This is a genomic window from Lentilactobacillus sp. Marseille-Q4993, assembly GCF_951230165.1.
Classification (GTDB): domain Bacteria; phylum Bacillota; class Bacilli; order Lactobacillales; family Lactobacillaceae; genus Lentilactobacillus.
In genome coordinates, this window is the sequence record NZ_CATNVB010000001.1 from 88677 (window position 1) to 110436 (window position 21760).

Sequence of the window (21760 nt, forward strand, 5' to 3'; positions counted from 1 at the left end):
ATGATGATGGAATCAAAAATTCATAAAACTGGTGAGCAAGACCGGTTCATCTACAATTTCAACGATGATCCTTCCCAAGTGGTAATGGAAACGATTGGAATGAAGGTATATTACGGTGATGAACTGGCAATGCATAATGATGATATTCAATTTAAAAAGAATAACATCACATCCTTGATTGGCCCATCCGGGTCTGGAAAGTCAACGTACTTAAGGTCACTCAACCGAATGAATGATGACGTAGCGAGAGTTACTGGAAAAATTCTGTATCAAGGTGTTGATATCAATCAACCTGGAATCGATGTTTACGAAGTTCGGCGGAAAATTGGGATGGTATTTCAACGCCCAAATCCATTTGCCAAATCAATCTACGACAACATCACTTTTGCTTTGAAACGGCGGGGTCTAACGGATAAGAAAAAGTTAGATGAGATTGTTGAAACTACACTGAAGCAAGCTGCTGTTTGGGACCAAGTAAAGGATAGTTTGCATAAGAGTGCGCTTTATCTTTCAGGTGGTCAGGCTCAACGGGTCTGTATTGCTCGCGCATTAGCGGTCAAACCTGAAGTGTTGTTACTGGATGAACCTGCGTCAGCACTAGATCCTGTTTCAACCGTTCAACTTGAGCAAACCCTTCGTGAATTAAAGAAGGACTATACAATCATTATCGTGACTCATAACATGCAACAAGCAGCTCGGCTTAGCGACTATACTGTGTTCTTTAACATGGGTGAAGCGATTGAGTATAACGAGACTAGAAAAGTATTTACACGACCAAAGGTTCAGCTGACAGAAGATTACGTTTCAGGGAACTTTGGTTAGGAGGAAAAACGATGAGTGAATCAATTATTTCTTCAAAACATTTAGATTTATATTACGGAGACTTCCAAGCTCTGCATGACATTCATCTGGATTTTCAAAAAAACGAAATTTCAGCGTTGATTGGCCCATCAGGTTGTGGTAAATCAACATTTCTGAGATGCCTTAATCGGATGAATGACATGATTGATAACGTAACGATTACCGGGTCGGTCCAGTTTGAAGACAAGAATATCTATGCTCCTCAAACAAACCTAGTTGAACTACGTAAGCAGATTGGAATGGTGTTTCAGCAACCTAATCCATTTCCGTTCTCAGTGTACGATAACGTTACTTATGGCTTAAAGATTGCGGGAATCAAGGATAAAGAAGTTCTTGATGAAATCGTTGAACGGAGTTTGAAGCAAGCTGCCGTTTGGGATGAGGTTAAGGACCATTTGTATGACAACGCCTTGTCGTTCTCAGGTGGTCAGCAACAACGAATTTGTATTGCTAGAGTGCTTGCAGTTTCGCCATCAATTATCCTAATGGATGAGCCAACTTCAGCCCTAGACCCAATTTCCAGTGCCAAAATTGAAAATACGCTATTGGATTTGAAGGAAAAGTATACGATAATTATCGTAACTCACAACTTGCAACAAGCATCTAGAATATCTGACCGGACGGCATTCTTTATGGACGGGACGGTAATCGAATTTGATAAAACGAGAAAAATATTCACCAACCCGGCGAGTCAAAAAACAGAAGACTATGTTTCTGGTCGGTTTGGTTAGGAGGAAACTAAATGGCAAAGGTGTTTGACGACGAACTAATTAGTCTAAAATCAGATTTTATGAAAATGGCTGCCCTTGTTGGTGAGGCGGTAAGCAAAGCGGGAAATTCATTCATCAACCATGATGTCGACCTCGCTAAAAGTGTAATTGAAAGCGATCACCAAATTAATGATCTGCAAATTCATTTGGAAAAGCGATCATTTGAGCTGATCGCTTTGTACCAACCCGTAACAACTGATTTGCGAGAAGTAGTTGGTATTTTGAAGTCAGTTACTGATTTGGAACGGGCTGGGGATCATGCAAGAAACGTTTCTCGATCAACGATTAAAATCAAGGGGCAGGATCGGATTGCTGAAGTTGAAAAAGTAATTGCAACTTTGGTTAACGAGGTTAGTAAGGAATACAACGATTCTATCGACGCATACAATATGGCTGATGAGACCAAAGCAGTTGAAACTGCTAAAACTTTTGATGAAGAAATCAGCGACCTATATAATGGAATTGCTTCACCAAGTTACCGGACAATGGCTGACAATCCAGCGATTCTCAACTCCGCGATTATCTATTTAAATGTTGCTAAGGATTTGAGCCGGATATCTGATTACAGTACAAATATGTGTGAATGGACGGTTTACCTAGCTACCGGTAAGTTCATTGAGTTAAATTAATATAAATAATTTGGTTTACGGGGGTTGCATACTTGAATGCGTCCCCGTTTTTTACTAATCTTAAGGTAGTTATATTGGAGGTTAGAATATGAAAAAGGATAAAAAAATAACTCGCTCCAACACTGATGCTTGGATAACAGGTGTCATTGGCGGTGTTTCTGAGTATTTTGACTGGAATTCGACTTTAGTTCGGGTGTTATTTATCGTTCTTTGTTTCACCCCAGCCTTTATATTTATGGTGGTGGGGTACATTATTGCAGCAATGACGATACCCGGAGATTCAAATTCCACGAGTTTATTTAAAGTGTTTAAAAACGAAATCAAAGAAAGTCACCAAAAGAACACAAGAAAGGTTATTCATGGCGTTGAAGAACACGACGTTGATGAAGACAAGAAGAGGATCAACAAATGAGATTTTTGACTAACCTTATTATCAACACAATTTTGTTTATGGCGATCAGTGGTTTCTTGCCAAACAGCTTTTACGTTTCTAGCTTTGGAGTTGCTTTAGGAGCAGCTCTAGTTCTGGCTATTCTTAATTTCCTAGTTAAACCATTACTGACGTTGTTTACATTGCCAATTAACTTTTTGACCTTTGGACTATTTTCGTTGATCATTAACGGTTTGATGTTAGAGATGACCTCGATGTTTATTGGCAACCAATTTAAGTTTTCATCATTCTGGACTGCGGTTCTGGTGGCAATTTTAATGTCAATCGTTAATTCGATTTTGGCGAGCTATTTTTCAAGGGAATAAACATTGATAACGCTTAAAGTGGTAAAATTGTGATAGATTATTTACCTTAAAAAGGAGGGCTAGTATTGGCTGAAAGCGTAACGATTGCTGACCTAGTTGAAAACGCAAGATTGGATGTCTATTATGGCGAGGAGTTACTCGAAGAAAAAACAGTTTCCACGAGCGATATTTCGCGACCAGGACTTGAGTTAACTGGTTATTTTAATTACTATCCATCTAAGCGAGTTCAGTTATTAGGTATCACTGAAATATCGTACTCAAAGGGGCTTGATCATGATGAACTGCTGGGAGTGTTCCGGCAAATGTGTCAACCAGAGACCCCGGCTTTTGTTGTGTCAACTCAATTGGAACCACCAGAGGAATTAGTTGAAGCGGCTAAAGAAGCTAAAATCCCGGTTCTCGGGTCTAAACTGACTACTTCTAGAGTCCTCAGTAACATGACTAATTTTCTCGAAGATAATTTGGCTGAACGAAAGTCACTTCATGGTGTCTTGGTTGACGTTTATGGCTTGGGAATTCTAATTACCGGTGATAGTGGAATCGGTAAGAGTGAAACCGCACTAGAATTGGTAAAACGGGGCCATAGATTGATTGCCGATGATCGGGTCGAAGTCTATCAACAAGACGAGCAAACGCTAATGGGAACGGCCCCCGCAATTTTGAGACACTTACTTGAAATTCGGGGAATTGGAATCATTGACGTTATGATGCTGTTTGGAACCGGTGCTGTTAGAAGCAAGACTAGAGTGGCACTAATTATCCACCTGGCAAACTTCTCCAAAGACGCTAATTATGACCGACTTGGGAATAATACTGAGGATGTTAAGCTTTTTGATGTTCATGTGCCTAAGCTTACAATTCCGGTTAAGACAGGACGGAACTTGGCTATTATCATTGAGGCAGCGGCGATGAACTTTAGGGCCCAATCGATGGGATACGATGCTACGGAAACGTTTGATCGTAACCTGAATAATTTAATCAAACAAAATAGTAAACAAGATGCCAAGAAAAAATCAGCTGACGATAAAAATCAAGTTGATTCTAAAGCAAAATCAGTTGATAATACAAATGAACCAAAAACTACTGATAAAAAGAAATGATAGGTGAACAGTTTGTTTGATTTTACAACGTTAGCTTTGAACCCAATTGCGATTCATCTTGGTCCAATCGCAGTTCATTGGTATGGAGTAATAATCGCCACAGGTGTTATTCTGGCGGTTATTTTAGCAGTTAGAGAAGGAAAACGAGTTGGAATTAAGGCAGATGATATCTATGACATGATTTTGTATGCCTTACCAGTTGCTTTGATTTCAGCAAGGTTATATTACGTTATCTTTCAATGGAGTTACTATAAAAATAATCCAAGTGAAATTATCAAAATATGGGATGGCGGAATTGCGATATACGGATCGCTGATTGGCGCAATGATTGTTGTGGTCTGGTTTTGTCACAGTCGCTTTATTCCAGTTTGGAAAATGTTAGACGTTGCGGCGCCCACGGTTATTATGGCCCAGGCAATTGGCCGGTGGGGTAATTTTATGAACCAAGAAGCGTTTGGCAAAATTACTTCCCTTCATTTTTTGCAGGGGTTGCACCTACCAGAATGGATCATTACTCAGATGAATATTTCTGGAGCGTATCGCCAGCCTACTTTTTTGTATGAATCAATGTGGAGCTTTCTAGGGTTCTTGGTATTGATTTCACTACGCCACAATCCCAATTTGTTCAAACGGGGAGAGATATTTTTAGCGTACGTGATGTGGTATTCGTTCGGTCGCTTCTTTATTGAAGGGATGAGAACTGATAGTCTGATGTTTGGTGGGATTCGGGTTTCCCAAATTCTGTCTATCGTCTTGTTTGTTGGGGCGGTTGGACTGATTTGGTACCGCCGTAAGGATAAATTTAATCCTTATTACACCAGTGAAGAAAATAAAAAATCGTTAGCATAATTTAAGGAGAATGATGATGACAAGCAAAATTGCAGTTTTAGGTGCAGGTTCATGGGGCAGTGTGTTAGCAAGTATTTTAGACGAAAATGGGCACGATGTTAGACTTTGGTCGTATTCAAAGGAGCAGGTCAATACATTTAACACTACTCACACCAATCCTGGTTACATTAAGGATCACGTATTTTCTGATACGTTGGTTGCATATAATGACTTGAAACTAGCTATTGATGGGGTGGACTACATTTTGTTCGTAGTGCCAACCCAAGTTACTCGTTCTGTGGCCACCCAAGTTGCCAAGATTTTGGAAGACACCAACCAAAGTGTCAACTTAATTCACGCATCTAAAGGAATTGAAGAAAAGACCTACAAGCGGTTGTCACAAGTGCTGGCAGAAGAAATCAAACCAGCTAACCGTAAGTCGATTTCAGTTTTATCGGGTCCTAGTCATGCTGAAGATGCTATTCAAAAAGATATTACTTTAGTGACGGTTGCTAGTGAAAACGTCAAGGACGCAGAGGCGGTTCAAGATTTATTTATGAATGACTACTTCCGGGTTTATACAAGTGATGACGTGATTGGGGTTGAGATTGGTGCTGCCCTTAAGAATATTATTGCAATTGGAGCCGGAGCATTAAATGGATTGGGATACAAAGATAATGCTAAGGCAGCGCTAATGACTCGTGGGTTAGCTGAAATTTCTCGTTTGGGAACATCCTTCGGTGCAAACCCACTAACTTTCATCGGATTATCTGGAGTTGGTGACGTTATTGTTACTGGGACAAGTACTAATTCTAGAAATTGGCGGGCTGGTAACGAACTTGGTCAAGGTAAGACCGTCAAAGAAGTTATTGATGGTATGGGTATGGTTATTGAAGGAATTGCGACAACCAGAGCTGCGTATGAGTTAGCTAAACAACGCAATGTTGATATGCCAATTACTAGTGCAATTTACCATGTGCTGTATGAAGGTGCTGACATTAGAGAAACGGTTAAGGCATTGATGACTCGCGAAGGTCGGTCGGAACTAGCTTAATAAATTTGTTGTTAGGAGTTATTTGATAATGGTAAAAAAAGTAACTAAGGCAGTTATTCCTGCAGCGGGGCTAGGAACTAGATTTTTGCCTGAAACCAAAGCACTACCAAAAGAAATGTTGCCTATCGTTGATACGCCAACGATTCAGTTTATCGTCGAAGAAGCCAAACAGTCGGGTATTAAGGATATCGTTATTGTTATTGGCAAGGGAAAGCGCTCAATTGAAGATCATTTTGATTCAAATCCTGAATTGGAAATGAACCTCGAGCAAAAGCAGAAGAACGATATTCTTGAGACAATTCGGAAGACAAATGATATGAATATTTATTTCATTCGTCAATCACACCCACGTGGCCTAGGTGACGCGGTGTATACTGCCCGTAGCTTTATTGGCAATGAACCATTTGTTGTTATGCTTGGTGATGATGTCATGCAGGATAAGGTTCCTTTGACCAAGCAATTAATGGATAGTTATCACAAGACGGGTGCGTCGACCCTTGCTGTAAAGAAGGTTCCGCATAAAGATATCTCTAAGTATGGGGTTATTGATCCTTCTGAGGAAGTAGTTCCGGGTCTGTATAATGTTAAAAAATTTGTTGAAAAACCATCTCCAGAGAAGGCACCTAGTGACCTTGCTATTATCGGTCGTTATTTACTGACGCCTGAGATATTTGGAATTTTGGAACAAACTAAACCTGATAAGTCAGGAGAAATTCAGTTGACATCAGCAATCGATGCTTTGAATCAAACTCAACGGGTTTTTGCCCACGAGTTTAAGGGTGAACGCTTTGATACTGGTAATAAGTTAAGTTGGCTAAAAACCAATATCATCTTTGGCCTCCGTCATGATGAGATTGCTGACGGGTTAAGAGACTACATTGTCGACTTAGCTGACCAAATTCAGAAAAAAGCTAAGAAATAAAAACTCTTTTCTTTACATGCTTACAAAAAGATAGTAAATTTAATCAAGGATAAAAAACAGGAGGGACCATAATGGCAAAAAGTTATGATGTAGTAGTGATTGGTGCTGGCCCTGGTGGAATGACAGCAGCTCTTTATGCTTCAAGAGCAAATTTATCAGTAGCAATGATTGATCGGGGAATTTACGGTGGCCAAATGAACAATACGGCCGAAATTGAAAATTACCCTGGTTTTAAATCAGTTATGGGCCCAGACCTTGCTCAACAAATGTATGACGGCTCAATCAACTTTGGAGCAGAATACGTTTATGGTTCCGTTGAGTCAATCGAAGATAAGGGTGAAGTAAAGCTTATTAAGACTGACAGTGATGAGATTGAGGCCAAGGCTGTCGTGATTGCCACTGGTTCTGAGTATAAGAAACTTGGAGTGCCTGGTGAGAAAGAATACGGTGGCAAGGGTGTTTCCTACTGTGCCGTATGTGATGGTGCATTCTTTAGAAATAAAGACGTTGTTGTTGTGGGTGGTGGTGACTCCGCAATCGAAGAAAGTCTCTATCTATCAAAGATTGTCAACAGCGTCACTGTGATTCATCGTCGTGATCAGTTGAGAGCTCAAAAGGTTATTCAGGATAGAGCTTTTGCTGACGAAAAAATCAACTTTATTTGGAACTCAAACGTTGTTGAAGTTTTAGGTGATGGCGCAAAGGTTTCTGGTGTTAAGGTAGTAAACAACCAAACGAATGAAGAGTCAGTTGTTGATGCTTCTGGTGCCTTTATTTACGTTGGTTTGTTACCAATGACCGACCCATTCAAGGACCTAGGAATCACTGATGAAAATGGTTGGATTCCAACGAATGATCACATGGAAACATCAATTCCTGGTATCTTTGCGATCGGTGATGTTCGTGAAAAAGAACTTCGTCAAATCACAACTGCTGTTGGCGATGGTGGTCTTGCCGGCCAACAAGTTTTTAAGTATATTGAAGAACTTAATTCAAACAAGGCAAAGCAACAAGCATAATTTTAATTTAATTGGCGAAAGTATGTTCGTATGGTAAAATACTTTTGTTAGTAAGGCTGAAACAAAACCTGGTTTTGCTGATGCCTTTTTTATTTGCTGTAAGTTTTAAGTCCGAATAGGGGGCGTAACCTTGATAGAGCGTCAAGATGATAAAAAATTCGATTTAGTATCTAAATACAAACCAACTGGGGATCAACCTCAAGCAATCTCAGAATTGGTACAAGGAATCAATGATGGTGACAAAGCTCAGATTTTACTTGGAGCGACCGGGACTGGTAAGACGTTTACGATTTCTAATGTAATCGCTCAGGTTAATAAACCAACGCTGGTTTTATCGCATAACAAAACGTTAGCTGGTCAGTTATATAGTGAGTTCAAAGAGTTCTTCCCCAATAATGCGGTGGAATACTTTGTGTCTTACTATGATTATTACCAACCCGAGGCCTATGTTCCTTCAAGTGATACGTACATTGAAAAAGATTCCTCGATCAATGATGAAATTGATAAACTTCGGCATTCAGCAACTAGTTCGCTGTTGGAGAGAAATGATGTAATCGTTGTTGCTTCAGTATCATCAATCTTCGGACTAGGTAGTCCAATTGAGTATAAAAACCACGTTGTGTCATTAAGAGTCGGCCAGCAAATTGACCGGGATTATTTGTTGCGTCAACTAGTTTCAATTCAGTTTGATAGAAATGACATTGATTTTCAACGCGGTCGGTTCAGAGTTCATGGAGATGTGGTTGAAGTATTTCCTGCTTCCCTCGATGACCACGCACTAAGAATTGAATTCTTTGGTGACGAAATCGATCGAATCAGGGAAGTTGATGTATTGACGGGTGAAATCGTTGGCGATCGGGAACACGTCGCAATCTTCCCCGCCACCCACTTTTTGACGAGTGATGACATTATGAACAAGGCCCTCCCAGAAATCAAAGAGGAAATGGAACAGCAGGTGAAGAAGTTTGAAGCTGAAGGTAAGCTTCTCGAAGCTCAACGTCTTCAACAGCGAACTACGTACGATATTGAAATGATGCGTGAAATGGGCTATACCAGCGGAATCGAAAACTACTCTCGGTTCATGGATCGGCGTGAGCCTGGTTACCCACCATTTACGTTGCTCGATTTCTTTCCACAGGATTTTTTAATGGTCGTTGACGAGTCTCACCAAACGATGCCTCAAATCAGAGGAATGTATAACGGTGACCGAGCAAGAAAGCAACAATTAGTGGATTACGGTTTTCGGTTGCCAAGCGCTTTAGATAACCGACCTTTGAAGTTGGAAGAGTTTGAGAAACATGTTAACCAAGTGATTTATATGTCTGCCACTCCAGGTCCTTATGAAGAAGCTCAAACTGATAAAGTCGTTCAACAAATTATTCGGCCTACTGGATTACTGGATCCAATTATTGATGTAAGGCCAATTATGGGGCAAATGGATGATTTGGTTGGTGAAATCAATAAGCGAGTTGAGCGTAATGAGCGGGTGTTTGTTACGACTCTAACTAAGAAAATGGCTGAAGATCTAACTGATTATATGAAAGACTTGGGCATTAAGGTTAAGTATCTTCATTCTGATATCAAAACATTAGAGCGAACTCAAATCTTACGTGATTTAAGACTTGGGAAGTTTGATGTTTTGGTTGGAATCAATCTTCTTCGTGAAGGAATTGATGTTCCTGAAGTTTCGCTTGTGGCCATTCTTGATGCTGATAAGGAAGGTTTCCTTCGTAATGAGCGGTCGTTGATTCAAACGATTGGTCGGGCAGCTAGAAATGAAAACGGAATGGTTATTATGTATGCTGATCAGGTAACGGATTCAATGAAGGTAGCCATTGATGAAACTGCTCGTCGCCGGGCAATTCAAGAGCAGTACAATAAGGAACATGGAATTACACCCCATACAATCAAGAAGGAGATTAGGGATGTTATTTCATCGACGAAAGAAACTGGCGATACCGGTGAAAAGGATGACTTTGTTGAAAGTGACTTCCAGCAAATGTCAAAGAAGGATCAACAAGCAATGATTAAGCGTCTTGATGCTGAAATGAAGAACGCCGCCAAGGAATTAGACTTTGAACAAGCAGCAACCCTAAGAGATACGATTATTGAGCTTAAGGGTGAGATGCACTAAAAAGGGGACTTGCAAACGTGGTAATGAATAACATTGTGATTCGCGGTGCGCGAGCGCATAATCTAAAAAATATTGATGTAACCATTCCAAAGAACAAATTAGTTGTAATGACCGGTTTGTCAGGCTCTGGAAAGAGTTCATTGGCTTTTGATACTCTTTATGCTGAAGGTCAACGCCGATATGTCGAAAGTTTATCGTCATATGCCCGCCAGTTTTTGGGGCAAATGGATAAACCGGATGTTGATTCAATTGAGGGGCTCAGTCCCGCAATCTCAATCGATCAGAAGACAACATCCAAAAACCCGCGTTCAACTGTTGGGACAGTCACTGAAATCAATGATTATTTGCGATTGTTGTGGGCCAGAGTCGGCACACCAATTTGTCCAAACGATGGGACGGTCATTTCGAGTCAATCAGTTGACCAGATGATCAGCCAAATTTTGGCACTTCCGGAGAGAACCAAACTTCAGATTTTGTCGCCAATTGTTCGTGGTAAAAAAGGTGAACATAAAAAAATCTTTGAGAAAATCAAACGTGAGGGGTTTGTCCGGGTACAAGTTGATGGGGAAACTTACGATATTGACGACTCGATTGAGTTAGAGAAGAACAAACAGCACGATATCAACATCATTATTGATAGAATCATCGTTAAGGACGGCATTAACAATCGGCTATCTGATTCACTTGAAGCTGCATTAAGGCTGTCAGGTGGTTACGCAATCGCGGATTTCTTGGGTGAACGAGACCCACTGATGTTTTCTGAACATTATGCTTGTCCAGTATGTGGGTTTACTGTTGGCGAATTAGAACCAAGACTTTTTTCATTCAACTCACCCCTTGGGGCTTGTCCGGACTGTGACGGTTTAGGAATGAAACTTGAGGTGGACCCTGACCTGATTATCCCTGATGCGGATAAGTCGATTAATGAGGGAGCTGTTGCCCCATGGAACTCTTCAAGTTCAAAGTACTACCCTAACATGCTTGAGCAGGTATGCCGGGAAGAAAATATTGACATGGATACGCCATTCAAAAAGTTGCCCAAAAAGCAGCGAGAATTAATTTTGTACGGTGCCAAGGCAAAGATATATCATTTTCACTTACAGAGTGATTTTGGTGGAATTAGGGATGTTGATGGCCCATTTGAAGGGGTTGTCAATAACGTTGATCGTCGATACCACAACACTTCATCTGATTTTGTGCGGGATCAATTAGGCCAATATATGACTGAGTTGACCTGTGCTACTTGTCATGGATTTAGATTGAATCGGAAAGCATTGGCTGTGAAGGTCGATGGTCAAAATATTGCAGAGGTGTCTGCATTAAATATCATCAAGGAATTAAATTTTTTTGATCAGGTAACTTTCGGTGAACAAAACACGATGATTGCTCAACCGATTATTAAGGAAATAAGCGATCGCTTAACGTTCCTTCAAAATGTTGGGTTGGATTATTTGACCTTATCGCGGTCTGCTCGGACGCTTTCAGGTGGTGAAGCTCAACGAATTCGGCTGGCTACCCAAATCGGCTCAAACTTGACTGGAGTTTTATATATCCTTGATGAGCCTTCAATTGGATTACATCAGCGAGATAATGACCGATTGATTCAATCGCTTAAGAATATGAGAGACCTTGGAAATACACTAGTGGTTGTTGAGCATGATGAAGACACAATGCGGGCTGCTGATTATATTGTTGATATCGGCCCAGGTGCCGGTCAAGCCGGTGGTCATGTAATGGCTACAGGTACCCCAGAAGAGGTTGAAAAAGTTCAAGAATCAATCACTGGTCAGTATTTGGCTGGGAAGAAATTTATTCCGGTTCCAGAAACTAGGAGAACTGGAAATGGTAAGAAAATTACCGTTACAGGCGCTAGTGAAAACAACCTGAAGGATTTGAAAGTTGATTTTCCCCTAGGCGAGTTCGTTGTGGTAACGGGGGTTTCTGGATCTGGAAAATCAACGCTAGTTAATGACATTTTGAAAAAAGCACTGGCTCAAAAAATCAACCGGAACTCTGAAAAGCCGGGTGCATACAAGTCTATTTCTGGCTATAAGAACATTGAAAAAATTATTAATATTGATCAAACCCCAATTGGCCGAACGCCTAGGAGTAATCCCGCAACTTATACGGGGGTATTTGACGATATTAGGGACTTGTTTGCAAGTACTAACGATGCAAAACTTAGGGGCTATAAGAAGGGCCGGTTCTCCTTCAACATTAAGGGTGGTCGCTGTGAAACCTGTCATGGGGATGGAATTCTCAAAATTGAGATGAACTTCCTACCAGATGTTTACGTTCCGTGTGAGGTTTGTCATGGAAAACGGTACAATGCTGAGACCTTGGAAGTGGAATATAAGGGAAAAAACATCGCTGATGTTCTTGATATGACCGTGGATGAAGCACTTGATTTCTTCGCTGCCATTCCAAAGATTTCTCGGAAACTAGAAACCATTAAAGATGTTGGCCTTGGTTACGTTTCTTTGGGTCAACCGGCAACCACGTTGTCAGGTGGTGAGGCTCAACGAATGAAGTTGGCTTCTGAATTGCATAAAAAATCAGCTGGTAATAATTTCTATATTCTTGATGAGCCAACGACTGGTCTTCATAGTGAGGATATTAGAAAGCTGCTGGGAGTACTTCAACAGTTAGTTGATCAAGGAAACACCGTATTAATTATTGAGCATAATCTTGATGTTATTAAGAGTGCTGATTATTTGATTGACCTAGGCCCAGAAGGTGGCGATGGTGGCGGTACTATTGTTGCTACGGGAACGCCTGAAGAAGTTGCTGAGGTTGAAAGTAGTTACACCGGTCAGTATCTAAAACCAGTTTTAAAGCGAGATATGGCATTAACTAAACAGAATAAGTAACTAGTAGTGTGTCAGCTTCTTTATCAAAGAGAGCTGACTTTTTTATTTTTGGGTGAAAAGTTATATTATTGTTTATATTAAGCGGTTTGACTTAAAACGGAACGCCCGGTATGTTATACTGAAACGAGTTTGTTAACGAAAGGACATTGCAATGGCTTTAAATAATCGGTTTGTGATAATTACCGGAATGAGTGGCGCAGGAAAAACTGTCGCTGCCCAGAGTTTCGAAGACTTGGGTTATTTTGTTGTTGATAACATGCCACCAACTTTATTGCCAAAGTTTATGGACTTGATTAGTTCAGAAAGAGAAATCAATCGAATTGCTTTAGTGGTAGATTTGAGATCTCAAGTTTTTTATGAAGAAATTTTAGATATGAACGAACGACTGAAGGAAGATACCAAAAACTCAGTTGATTTGATTTTTCTAGAGTCGTCAGATGCTAAACTAGTTTCGCGCTATAAGGAATCCAGAAGGTCGCATCCACTGGCTCGTAATGGTCGGGTGATTGATGGAATCAGACAGGAACGAGACCTGCTCGCTAACATCAAAAAGGCGGCGGATTTAGTTGTTGATACAACAAATTTGGCACCACGGCAGCTGAGAGAAGAGATTTTTCATAACTTTCAATCAACGACTACAACTACCTCTTTTCACGTTGAGGTAATGTCATTTGGTTTTAAGTACGGCTTGCCTTTAGATGCGGATATCGTTATGGATGTAAGGTTCTTACCAAATCCGTACTATGATCCAAAGATGCGCTACGAAACTGGTCTTGATAAGGACGTTAGTGATTTTGTCATGCAGTCCGATGGAGCTCATGAATTTTATGATAAACTTCATGATTTGATTGAGTTCACACTACCGGGTTACAAGGCTGAAGGTAAGTCTAGCTTAACAATTGCAATTGGTTGTACGGGGGGCCAGCATCGGTCGGTAACCATTGCTGAAAAACTTGCGAGTGATTTGAAAGAGAAATACCCAGTTAATATTACGCACCGGGATATCAGTCGCATTAAGCAAAAGGGGGGAGATTAATGTATAACGCATTAGTCAGTCATAAGCCAAAAATTGTTGTGATTGGCGGAGGAACTGGTTTACCAGTTATCCTAAAAAATTTAAAAAATCGGAATGTCGATATTACTGCCATCGTGACGGTTGCGGATGATGGGGGCTCATCCGGAATTTTAAGAAATTATATTAACGTTGTGCCGCCTGGAGATATTAGAAATGTCATGGTGGCATTGTCTGAACTACCAAAGACGGTTCTTGATTTATTCCAGTATCGATTCAAAAGTGAAGACCAGTTTTTTGCCGGTCATGCGATCGGTAATCTAATTATCGCTGCCTTATCTGAGATGAAGAGTGGTATCTTTGATGCTGTGCAGTATCTTAGCAAAGCGATGGAAGTTGATGGCCATATTTACCCAGCGGCAAATACTCCACTCGAACTGAATGCTGAATTTAGTGATGGGACTACCTTAAGTGGGGAATCTGAAATTACTGCGGCTGATAAGTTGATCAAACGAGTTTGGGTTGAAAAAACCGATGGTGACGGCAAACCAGAAGCTGTTGATGAGGTGATTGATGCCATAATGCAGGCAGATCAAATCGTCCTAGGCCCTGGTAGCTTATTCACCAGTATCTTGCCAAATTTGATGATTGAAAACGTTGGTGAAGCCCTTCGGTTGACCAGCGCCGATGTTGTGTATATATGTAATATCATGACCCAAAAAGGTGAAACGGAAAACTTCACCGAGGCAGATCATGTTCGGGTGCTGAACGATCATCTTGGAATGAATTTTATCGATACAGTTCTTGTTAACATAAAGGAAGTTCCAAGTGAGTATATTGATTTCAAAAAATGGAACGAAGTATCACAACCAGTGAAACACGATTTTGAAGGTTTACGAGCAATGGGTTGTCGAGTTATCTCGGCTGACTTTCTTGAACTGAAGGATCGGGGAGCGTTTCATAATGGTCAGGAAGTTGCTGATGAGTTAATCAACTTAATTGGCAGACCAAACGAATAATTAAGGAGGTGGCCGTTTGTCATATGCAAGTGAAGTCAAGAAGGAATTAACATCCTTAACCGTTCACAGAGATAATGCTAAGGCTGAGCTGATGGCACTTATAAGAATGAACGGGACATTGACAATAAAAAACCACCACTTTGTACTAAACGTAGCATCCGAAAATCCGGCGATTGCTAGACGGGTGTACCAGTTGCTAACGAAGTTTTATGGGATTACCGGGGAACTTAGTGTCCGGAAAAAAATGAAACTGAAGAAAAATAACCTGTATATTTTACGGGTTGCTGATAAGGCAACGGAATTACTAGGAGATTTAAATATCTTTGATGGTGTTCAACTGGTAGATCGACTACCTGAATCAGTGTTGAAGAATGATGGCCAAATTAGATCATATTTGAGAGGAGCTTTTTTGGCTGGTGGTTCGGTGAATAATCCTGAAACATCTAGATATCATCTTGAAATATATTCATTGTATGAAAACCAGAACGATATGATTGCGGAGCTGATGCAGAAGTACCATTTGCCCGCACGGACTACCAAACGACGGAGTGGATACATCACTTATCTAAAAGAAGCCGAGAAGATAGCGGACTTTTTGCAGCTAATTGGTGCAACCAGTTCAATGCTGAAGTTTGAGGATATTAGAATTGTTCGGGATATGAGAAACTCTGTAAACCGGTTGGTCAATTGCGAAAATGCTAATCTGAACAAAGTCGCAAATGCTGCAAGTAAGCAAATTGAGAGTATCAAACTGATTGATGAATCAATGGGGATTGAGAAGCTACCAGATAAGTTAGCTCAGATTGCTAGGACAAGGTTAGAACACCCTGAAGTTAGCTTGAAAGAGTTAGGTGAAATTGTTCCGGGTGGGCCGATTTCAAAATCAGGAGTTAATCACCGACTAAGGAAAATCAACGAAGTGGCCGAAAAGATTAATGAAGGTCGCGTTGAAGTATAAAAAACAGCTGTAATTGGCAATTTGATTGCCAACTATCAGCTGTTTTTATTTGTTATTTAGAATTTTGTTATTTGATTTTTTCGCCCTGCTTTTTACGCATTTCAAGCTCAATATCCTCTAGTGTTTTACCCCTTGTTTCAGGGACAACATAAATTACGAAGAAAATTGATAGAATTGCGAAGAAGGTAAATACTCCGAATGGGCCACCAATATTATTATGGAACGCATCAAGAAGTACTAAGAAAAATTGAGAAACGATAAAGTTACCGATCCAGTTGGCTGCTGAACCAATTGAGGCACCAATTCCCCGCACGTTTAGTGGGAAAATTTCACCAATCATTAACCAAGCAATTGGTCCCCAAGAAACGGCAAAACCGAGGATGTAAAAAGCAATAAGGATAATTGTTGGCACGGCAACCTGTTTGACGTTCATCGTAAAGTTGAGAACTGAAAGAATTCCAATTGCTAGGGCCATTACGATTGAACCAAAGAGAAGAATCTTCTTTCGGTCAAATTTATCCATAATTTTGTATGCCACAACGGTGCAAAGAAAGTTTACAACTCCAATGAACACGGAAATCCAAATTGCATCTCCTTCAGGGAAACTAAACGCTTTGATAAAGACTTGTGGTAGGAAGTAGATGACAGAATTAATTCCCACTAGTTGTTGGAGGAACATTAAACCCACAGCAACGATTACGGCAGGGCGGGCTATCGTGAATAACTCCTTAATTCCGCCGTGTGGTTGATTAGCAACTAATTGAATTTCTTTTAATTCCTTTTCTGGATCCTCGTCTGGATTGTTTTTTCTTAAATTATTCAGAACTGACCTAGCTTCGTCAATATTTCCTTTTTCAACAAGGTAACGAGGGGATTCCGGTAGGACGATTGAGCCGAAAAATAGAATCAAGGCAGGAATCAAAGCAGATCCAAGCATCCACCGCCAGTCCCGCATTCCAAGCAAATTGTGGTGCAGAAATCCTAGGTTAGAAACATAAGCCATCAAAATACCAAAGGTCAGCATTAATTGAAACATTGTTCCTAAGGAGCCACGATGAGGTGCATCCGCCAATTCCGCCAGATACGCAGGGGTTAAAGCTGAAGCCGAACCAACTGCTAATCCAAGGATAATTCGGGCAACAATCATTGAAACAAAGCCCACCGCTAACATCGACATTGTAGATCCAATTAGAAATAAAATTGAAGCGACAATTAATAGTTTTTTGCGGCCAAATTTATCTGATAATGGACCGATTGAAAGGGCACCAACAGAAGAACCAATCAACACTGATGATGTTATAAAAGCGGTTTGCTCAACGTTGAGTTGAAAGTTGGTTTCAATCAACGGGGAAGCACCAGAAATAATTCCAGTATCAAATCCAAATAGCAGACCACCTAACGCACCTATGAAGAAAATAACAGAGGTGTTAAGCTGTTTTTTTGCCATTATAATTCCTCTTTTCGTTCAATTTGATCATCGGTTAAATAATTGCAGAACAATGGTAAATACCGGTGACTCACATTAAATTTTACTCAAAATTATCGGCTAGGCAAACGGTTACACTTATAAACAAGCACAAAAAAACCGAAGTCAAAATAGACTCCGGTTGAAAGATAATTAGATTATTTTTTCTCACTACTTGAGTTCATAATACCGTCAAGCAAACCATAATCAACGGCCTCTTGGGCAGTTAAGTAATGATCCCGTTCAGTATCTTTATTAACTCGGTTGATTGATTGACCAGAATTCTCAGCTAAGAGTTCGTTGATCATCTTACGAGCCTTTAGAATCTCTTCAGCAGCAATTTCAATTTCAGTTTGTTGTCCTTGAGCACCACCTGATGGTTGGTGAATAAGAACCTGTGCGTGTGGCAATGCGAATCGCTTACCCTTAGTTCCTGATGATGCTAGAACTGAGGCCATAGAAGCAGCCATTCCCATAACGATAGTTTGAACGTCAGCTTTAATGAAGTTCATTGTATCGTAAATTGCCATTCCTGATGTAATAACTCCACCAGGTGAGTTGATGTAAAGGTAAATATCTTTTTCAGAATCTTGAGCATCCAAGAATAGTAATTGTGCAATGATGGCGTTTGCCATGTCGTCTTCGATAGGGCCTGATAACATAATGATTCGGTCTTTCAACAAACGAGAGTAGATGTCATATGCACGTTCACCGCCTGATGATTGTTCAATAACGGTTGGCACTAAATTCATAGAAGAATGCCTCCTTATTTGTTTTTGTGATAGATGGTCTCTACCAAGTTCACGATAATAGTTTACTCGAAAGGTCAAAAAAGGTCAAATGGTTTGCCCCTTTTTACCATAGGTGACCGCTAGGCTTATTTTGAAAGAGTTTACATTCTAAATGTTATAATTTAGGAAAGCAAACGGGGAGGATTTAAATAATGCAAACTCATCATATTTCACTTTTGACCAAGGATGCAAAACAAAATATTGATTTTTATACTAGGGTATTAGGGATGCGCTTGATAAAGAATACCGTCAATCAGGAAAATATTAAAGTGCGTCACCTGTTTTATGGGGACTACTTAGGAACTCCAGGGTCAGTAGTAACGTTTTTTGTTCTGCCTTTACTTGGGCAAAGGACTGATGGTAATCATTTCTTTAGCGGGTTTAGATTGTCTATTCCAAAAGGGAGCTCGTCTTTCTGGATTGATAGATTAGCGGCTGAAAATATCAAGGCCGAAAAAACTGATTATGGACTAAAATTTGCCGACCCTGAAGAGATTGAAATTAAAATGGTGGAAACTGATGAAGTTCTAACAGAATGGAGAATCGTTCCGAATAATGGTATCGAACCTCAGTATCAAATAACTAGACTATTGGGGACCGAACTTCATATTCTGGATCCTAAAGCTACTGGTGAGTTTTTCCACAATTGGTTAGGATTAGCCGTTGATAATAATGTCGTTAAATTAACAAATAATCAGAGTATTGAGTTATATCAGACTGATTCGGGTGCTACTAAAAGTAGATTTGGCAAGGGTAGTATTGACCATTTTGCCCTAGCGGTAGAGAATCAAGAGGTTTTGGACAGCTATTATCAAAAGGCGAAGGATCAACATCTGAATATCGAAGAATTAACTGATCGTGGGTGGTTCAAGAGCCTGTATGTTAGGGACCCAGGTGATAACAGAATTGAGCTGGCCACGATGGGACCAGGCTTCAGTTTGGATGAACCAATATTGACAATGGGTAGCAGTCTGGGCTTACCTCCAAAATTCGAAGGTAAACGTGATGAAATCATGGAATACTATAGTCGTGATGGAATTGATTTTGCTGAGAATAATTAGTGAAAATAAAGGGCACGAAACCCCATTTTTGGGCTAAAAAATGTTAAAATTTAGTCAAACAATAGGGGGGAGGGATCACTATGAAACCGGGGAATAGCGATCCGTTTTATTCAGAAGAAAACCAAGATTTTTTGAAGAAATCACTGGCTGAAATGGAACCTCAATCATCGAAAGATAAAGTTATGCAGTCAGTTGATGTTGCTGATTTTATTAAAAACGTTGGCGACTATGTGCACAATGTTAGTAAGTCGTCTCGGCGAATTACCGTTACGGGTGATGATAACCGGAAAGTGGTGCTCCTTAGTCAAAATGACTATGATGATTTAATTGAAAAAATTTATTTATTAGAAAAAACAAGAGAATAGTTACGAAGGAATTCGGGTTGACGCACAGCCGTTATCTTGGATTCCTTCTTTTTTTTATTTATGTTAGGATGTTGGTAACCAAATTGGAGGGACCCGCTTGTATGAGAAAATGGTCTTTAAAAAGAATTTCATTAACTTTAATTTTGTTATCAGCTTTCTTTCAAGTAATAATTGCTGTTGATCTAATTCCGATTTTAAACACTCTGTTTAGTGTTGCTTCGGTTGGAATGCTCTTAATTACGTTGATTTTGGTAGTTCACAACAATATGAAGAAGGCGGCTGACAAAAGGTAATCTTTTCAGCTGATTTTGATCGCTAGTCTATTCAAAAGAGACTAGCTTTTTTTATTAGAAATAATCTATAATTATTAGGATATGCTTTGGCAACTTTTAATTAAGGAGAATTTTTACTGTGGCAGAGATGAAATTAAAGTGGTTAGCAATTGGGTCATTTACCAGTAGCATTGGAATGAGTTTTATTTGGCCACTTACAAGTGTTTATTTACATAATAGGTTAGGAGTTTCGCTCACAATCGTGGGAATAGTCCTCCTATTCAATTCACTGGCTAGCGTTGTTGGTAGTTATATCGGTGGCCATATGTATGATCGGTTTAATCCATACAAACTGCTGATAGCTAGCGTGATTGTCACGCTGGCAGTGTTATTACTTTTAATTCCATTTCATGGGTGGCCAATTTTTGGTTTTTTGCTATTCGTAAACGGGCTAACATCGGGCTGGAACATTACAATGGTTAACGCAATCGGTTCGAACATCAAGGGTCAAGATACTAGGTATGTGTTTAACGCCCTTTACTTTGCCCAGAATATTGGAATTGTTTTGGGAACATCACTAGTGGGCTTTGTATATGGAATCAGTGTTACCTTGCTATTTATTATTGCCAGCACTCTGTACGCTGTTTTTCTGATAATTGTTGTGACTAAATACAAGCCGGCAGCAAACAAAGGCTCAAAGGCTCTAATCAGGAACAATAAAGGAATAAAGAGTAACTTTGTGCCAAAACCTAATTTGATTATTTTGTATACTTTTTTTGTTTCACTGCTCATTATCTGGGTGATGTATCAACAATGGGTTTCAAATTTGTCGGTATACATGACTACTCAAGGGATTCCACTGAGTGCTTATAGCATTTTATGGACGCTGAATGCAGGGCTGATTGTTATTACTCAGGTGGTTATAAACTGGATCTCAAGATATCATGAAAATTTATTATTTCAAATTTTATTTGGTGTTTTAATGTTTGCTATTTCATTTTTTGTCCTGATCTTTGCAAAGGATTATTACCAGTTTGTGATTGCAATGATCGTTTTAACGATTGGAGAAGCGACAGCTATGCCAACGATTCCTGCGATTGTTAACGTTTTGACTCCAGTGGAGGTCAAGGGAAAGTATCAGGGCCTAATCAATGCGTGGGCATCAAGTGGTCGGGCAATTGGTCCGCTATTCGGTGGCCTGGTTATTGACCTTCAATCGTATTCAGCTTTGTTTATAATTGCAGCTACGTTCAACTTGATTATTTTTATTTGGATCGCATTTACTTGGCAAAGTGTAAAGCCACGCCTAAAGACTTACAGATAGATATTATTTTGTGGCTAGTAAGGCTTGGTAAAACTCAGGGATTCGCCGTTTAATATTTATGATTTTGCCGTTTTTATCAAGGAATCCATGTTCACTTTTACCTTCAAAAACCAAAACATTGTCAACTTTCATTTGGTACTTCAATGTTAGTTTAGCAACTTTGACATCTTCAACTTCTGTGGTGATAGTGATTACGTCAGGAAAATCTGTTGGCTTAATGTACTTTCCAGTAACGGAAGCCACTGGGGAGGTAATTCCCTGCTGCTCGAGCTTATCGAATGGCCAGCCAATCTTGTTAAGAAAGTCAGTTCTGGCTTCTTCCATGTAACGAATGTAATTTGAGTGGTGAGTGATCTGCATTCTGTCGGTTTCGTAATACTGAACTTGATGTTTGTATGTAGTAATCATAGTTATTGTCCTCCTGATTTGTGATTTAATTGTAAGCCCATGTGATTAATGGCTGTCAATAGAAAAAATTCAATAAGAGAAGGTTAATACTTTGAAACGACTTGAAAAATTAGGCGTTTAAATACTTGCTAGATTTAAATTA

Annotated in this window: 22 protein-coding genes; 19 read left to right on the plus strand and 3 right to left on the minus strand. The window is 39.9% G+C overall.

The window, feature by feature from the left end:
- Positions 1-6 precede the first annotated feature (6 nt).
- The 15 genes from pstB (QOW94_RS00490) (at position 7) to whiA (ending at position 15932) form a co-directional block, all read left to right on the plus strand.
- Positions 7-822: a phosphate ABC transporter ATP-binding protein PstB gene (pstB, locus tag QOW94_RS00490; protein WP_283678085.1), complete on the plus strand. Its 816-nt coding sequence runs from the start codon at positions 7-9 to the stop codon at positions 820-822.
- 11 nt (positions 823-833) lie between these two features.
- Complete coding sequence (pstB, locus tag QOW94_RS00495; protein ID WP_283678086.1) at positions 834-1592, plus strand: phosphate ABC transporter ATP-binding protein PstB; 759 nt, start codon at positions 834-836, stop codon at positions 1590-1592.
- Between the two features lie 11 nt (positions 1593-1603).
- Positions 1604-2260, plus strand: a complete 657-nt coding sequence (phoU, locus tag QOW94_RS00500) for a phosphate signaling complex protein PhoU (protein WP_283678087.1) — start codon at positions 1604-1606, stop codon at positions 2258-2260.
- A gap of 88 nt (positions 2261-2348) precedes the next feature.
- The gene (locus QOW94_RS00505) at positions 2349-2672 is read left to right on the plus strand and encodes a PspC domain-containing protein (RefSeq protein ID WP_283678089.1); all 324 of its coding nucleotides are present in this window, start codon (positions 2349-2351) and stop codon (positions 2670-2672) included.
- The gene (locus QOW94_RS00510; RefSeq protein ID WP_283678090.1) at positions 2669-3016 is read left to right on the plus strand and encodes a phage holin family protein; all 348 of its coding nucleotides are present in this window, start codon (positions 2669-2671) and stop codon (positions 3014-3016) included. Before QOW94_RS00505 ends, QOW94_RS00510 begins: the two co-directional genes overlap by 4 nt.
- Before the next feature lie 65 nt (positions 3017-3081).
- Complete coding sequence (gene hprK, locus QOW94_RS00515; protein ID WP_283678091.1) at positions 3082-4116, plus strand: HPr(Ser) kinase/phosphatase; 1035 nt, start codon at positions 3082-3084, stop codon at positions 4114-4116.
- 3 nt (positions 4117-4119) lie between these two features.
- Complete coding sequence (lgt, locus tag QOW94_RS00520; RefSeq protein WP_502867219.1) at positions 4120-4965, plus strand: prolipoprotein diacylglyceryl transferase; 846 nt, start codon at positions 4120-4122, stop codon at positions 4963-4965.
- A 16-nt stretch (positions 4966-4981) separates the two neighbouring features.
- Entirely contained in the window at positions 4982-5998 is a 1017-nt protein-coding gene (locus QOW94_RS00525) for an NAD(P)H-dependent glycerol-3-phosphate dehydrogenase (protein WP_283678093.1), read from the plus strand.
- A 28-nt stretch (positions 5999-6026) separates the two neighbouring features.
- Positions 6027-6920 (plus strand): UTP--glucose-1-phosphate uridylyltransferase GalU, encoded by an 894-nt coding sequence (galU, locus tag QOW94_RS00530; RefSeq protein ID WP_283678094.1) that lies wholly within the window; start codon positions 6027-6029, stop codon positions 6918-6920.
- 71 nt (positions 6921-6991) lie between these two features.
- Entirely contained in the window at positions 6992-7939 is a 948-nt protein-coding gene (trxB, locus tag QOW94_RS00535; RefSeq protein ID WP_283678095.1) for a thioredoxin-disulfide reductase, read from the plus strand.
- 130 nt (positions 7940-8069) lie between these two features.
- Positions 8070-10073 carry an excinuclease ABC subunit UvrB gene (gene uvrB / locus QOW94_RS00540; RefSeq protein ID WP_283678096.1) on the plus strand — a complete coding sequence of 668 codons (2004 nt, stop codon included), beginning with the start codon at positions 8070-8072 and terminating at the stop codon, positions 10071-10073.
- 23 nt (positions 10074-10096) lie between these two features.
- Positions 10097-12943, plus strand: a complete 2847-nt coding sequence (gene uvrA, locus QOW94_RS00545; RefSeq protein ID WP_502867222.1) for an excinuclease ABC subunit UvrA — start codon at positions 10097-10099, stop codon at positions 12941-12943.
- A 151-nt stretch (positions 12944-13094) separates the two neighbouring features.
- Positions 13095-13979, plus strand: a complete 885-nt coding sequence (gene rapZ, locus QOW94_RS00550; RefSeq protein WP_283678098.1) for an RNase adapter RapZ — start codon at positions 13095-13097, stop codon at positions 13977-13979.
- Positions 13979-14974 (plus strand): gluconeogenesis morphogenetic factor MgfK, encoded by a 996-nt coding sequence (gene mgfK / locus QOW94_RS00555; RefSeq protein ID WP_283678099.1) that lies wholly within the window; start codon positions 13979-13981, stop codon positions 14972-14974. Before rapZ ends, mgfK begins: the two co-directional genes overlap by 1 nt.
- A gap of 16 nt (positions 14975-14990) precedes the next feature.
- Complete coding sequence (gene whiA / locus QOW94_RS00560; RefSeq protein WP_283678100.1) at positions 14991-15932, plus strand: DNA-binding protein WhiA; 942 nt, start codon at positions 14991-14993, stop codon at positions 15930-15932.
- 67 nt (positions 15933-15999) lie between these two features.
- Here whiA and QOW94_RS00565 read toward each other — a convergent pair whose 3' ends face one another.
- Positions 16000-17379, minus strand: coding sequence for a sugar porter family MFS transporter (locus QOW94_RS00565; protein WP_283678101.1), 1380 nt, complete (start codon positions 17377-17379; stop codon positions 16000-16002).
- Between the two features lie 176 nt (positions 17380-17555).
- On the minus strand, positions 17556-18167 hold the full coding sequence (locus QOW94_RS00570; protein ID WP_283678159.1) for an ATP-dependent Clp protease proteolytic subunit: 612 nt from the start codon (positions 18165-18167) through the stop codon (positions 17556-17558).
- 173 nt (positions 18168-18340) lie between these two features.
- Here QOW94_RS00570 and QOW94_RS00575 point away from each other — a divergent pair, with 173 nt between their 5' ends.
- The 4 genes from QOW94_RS00575 (at position 18341) to QOW94_RS00590 (ending at position 21210) form a co-directional block, all read left to right on the plus strand.
- Positions 18341-19249, plus strand: a complete 909-nt coding sequence (locus QOW94_RS00575; RefSeq protein WP_283678102.1) for a VOC family protein — start codon at positions 18341-18343, stop codon at positions 19247-19249.
- Positions 19250-19329: 80 nt separating this feature from the next.
- On the plus strand, positions 19330-19614 hold the full coding sequence (locus QOW94_RS00580) for a type II toxin-antitoxin system Phd/YefM family antitoxin (RefSeq protein ID WP_283678103.1): 285 nt from the start codon (positions 19330-19332) through the stop codon (positions 19612-19614).
- Positions 19615-19715: 101 nt separating this feature from the next.
- Entirely contained in the window at positions 19716-19907 is a 192-nt protein-coding gene (locus QOW94_RS00585) for a hypothetical protein (protein ID WP_283678104.1), read from the plus strand.
- Between the two features lie 127 nt (positions 19908-20034).
- A complete protein-coding gene (locus tag QOW94_RS00590) occupies positions 20035-21210 on the plus strand; it encodes an MDR family MFS transporter (protein ID WP_283678160.1) in 1176 nt (391 codons plus the stop codon).
- A 3-nt stretch (positions 21211-21213) separates the two neighbouring features.
- Here the strand turns inward: QOW94_RS00590 and QOW94_RS00595 are convergent, their stop codons facing one another.
- Complete coding sequence (locus tag QOW94_RS00595; RefSeq protein WP_283678161.1) at positions 21214-21615, minus strand: acyl-CoA thioesterase; 402 nt, start codon at positions 21613-21615, stop codon at positions 21214-21216.
- Positions 21616-21760 lie beyond the last annotated feature (145 nt).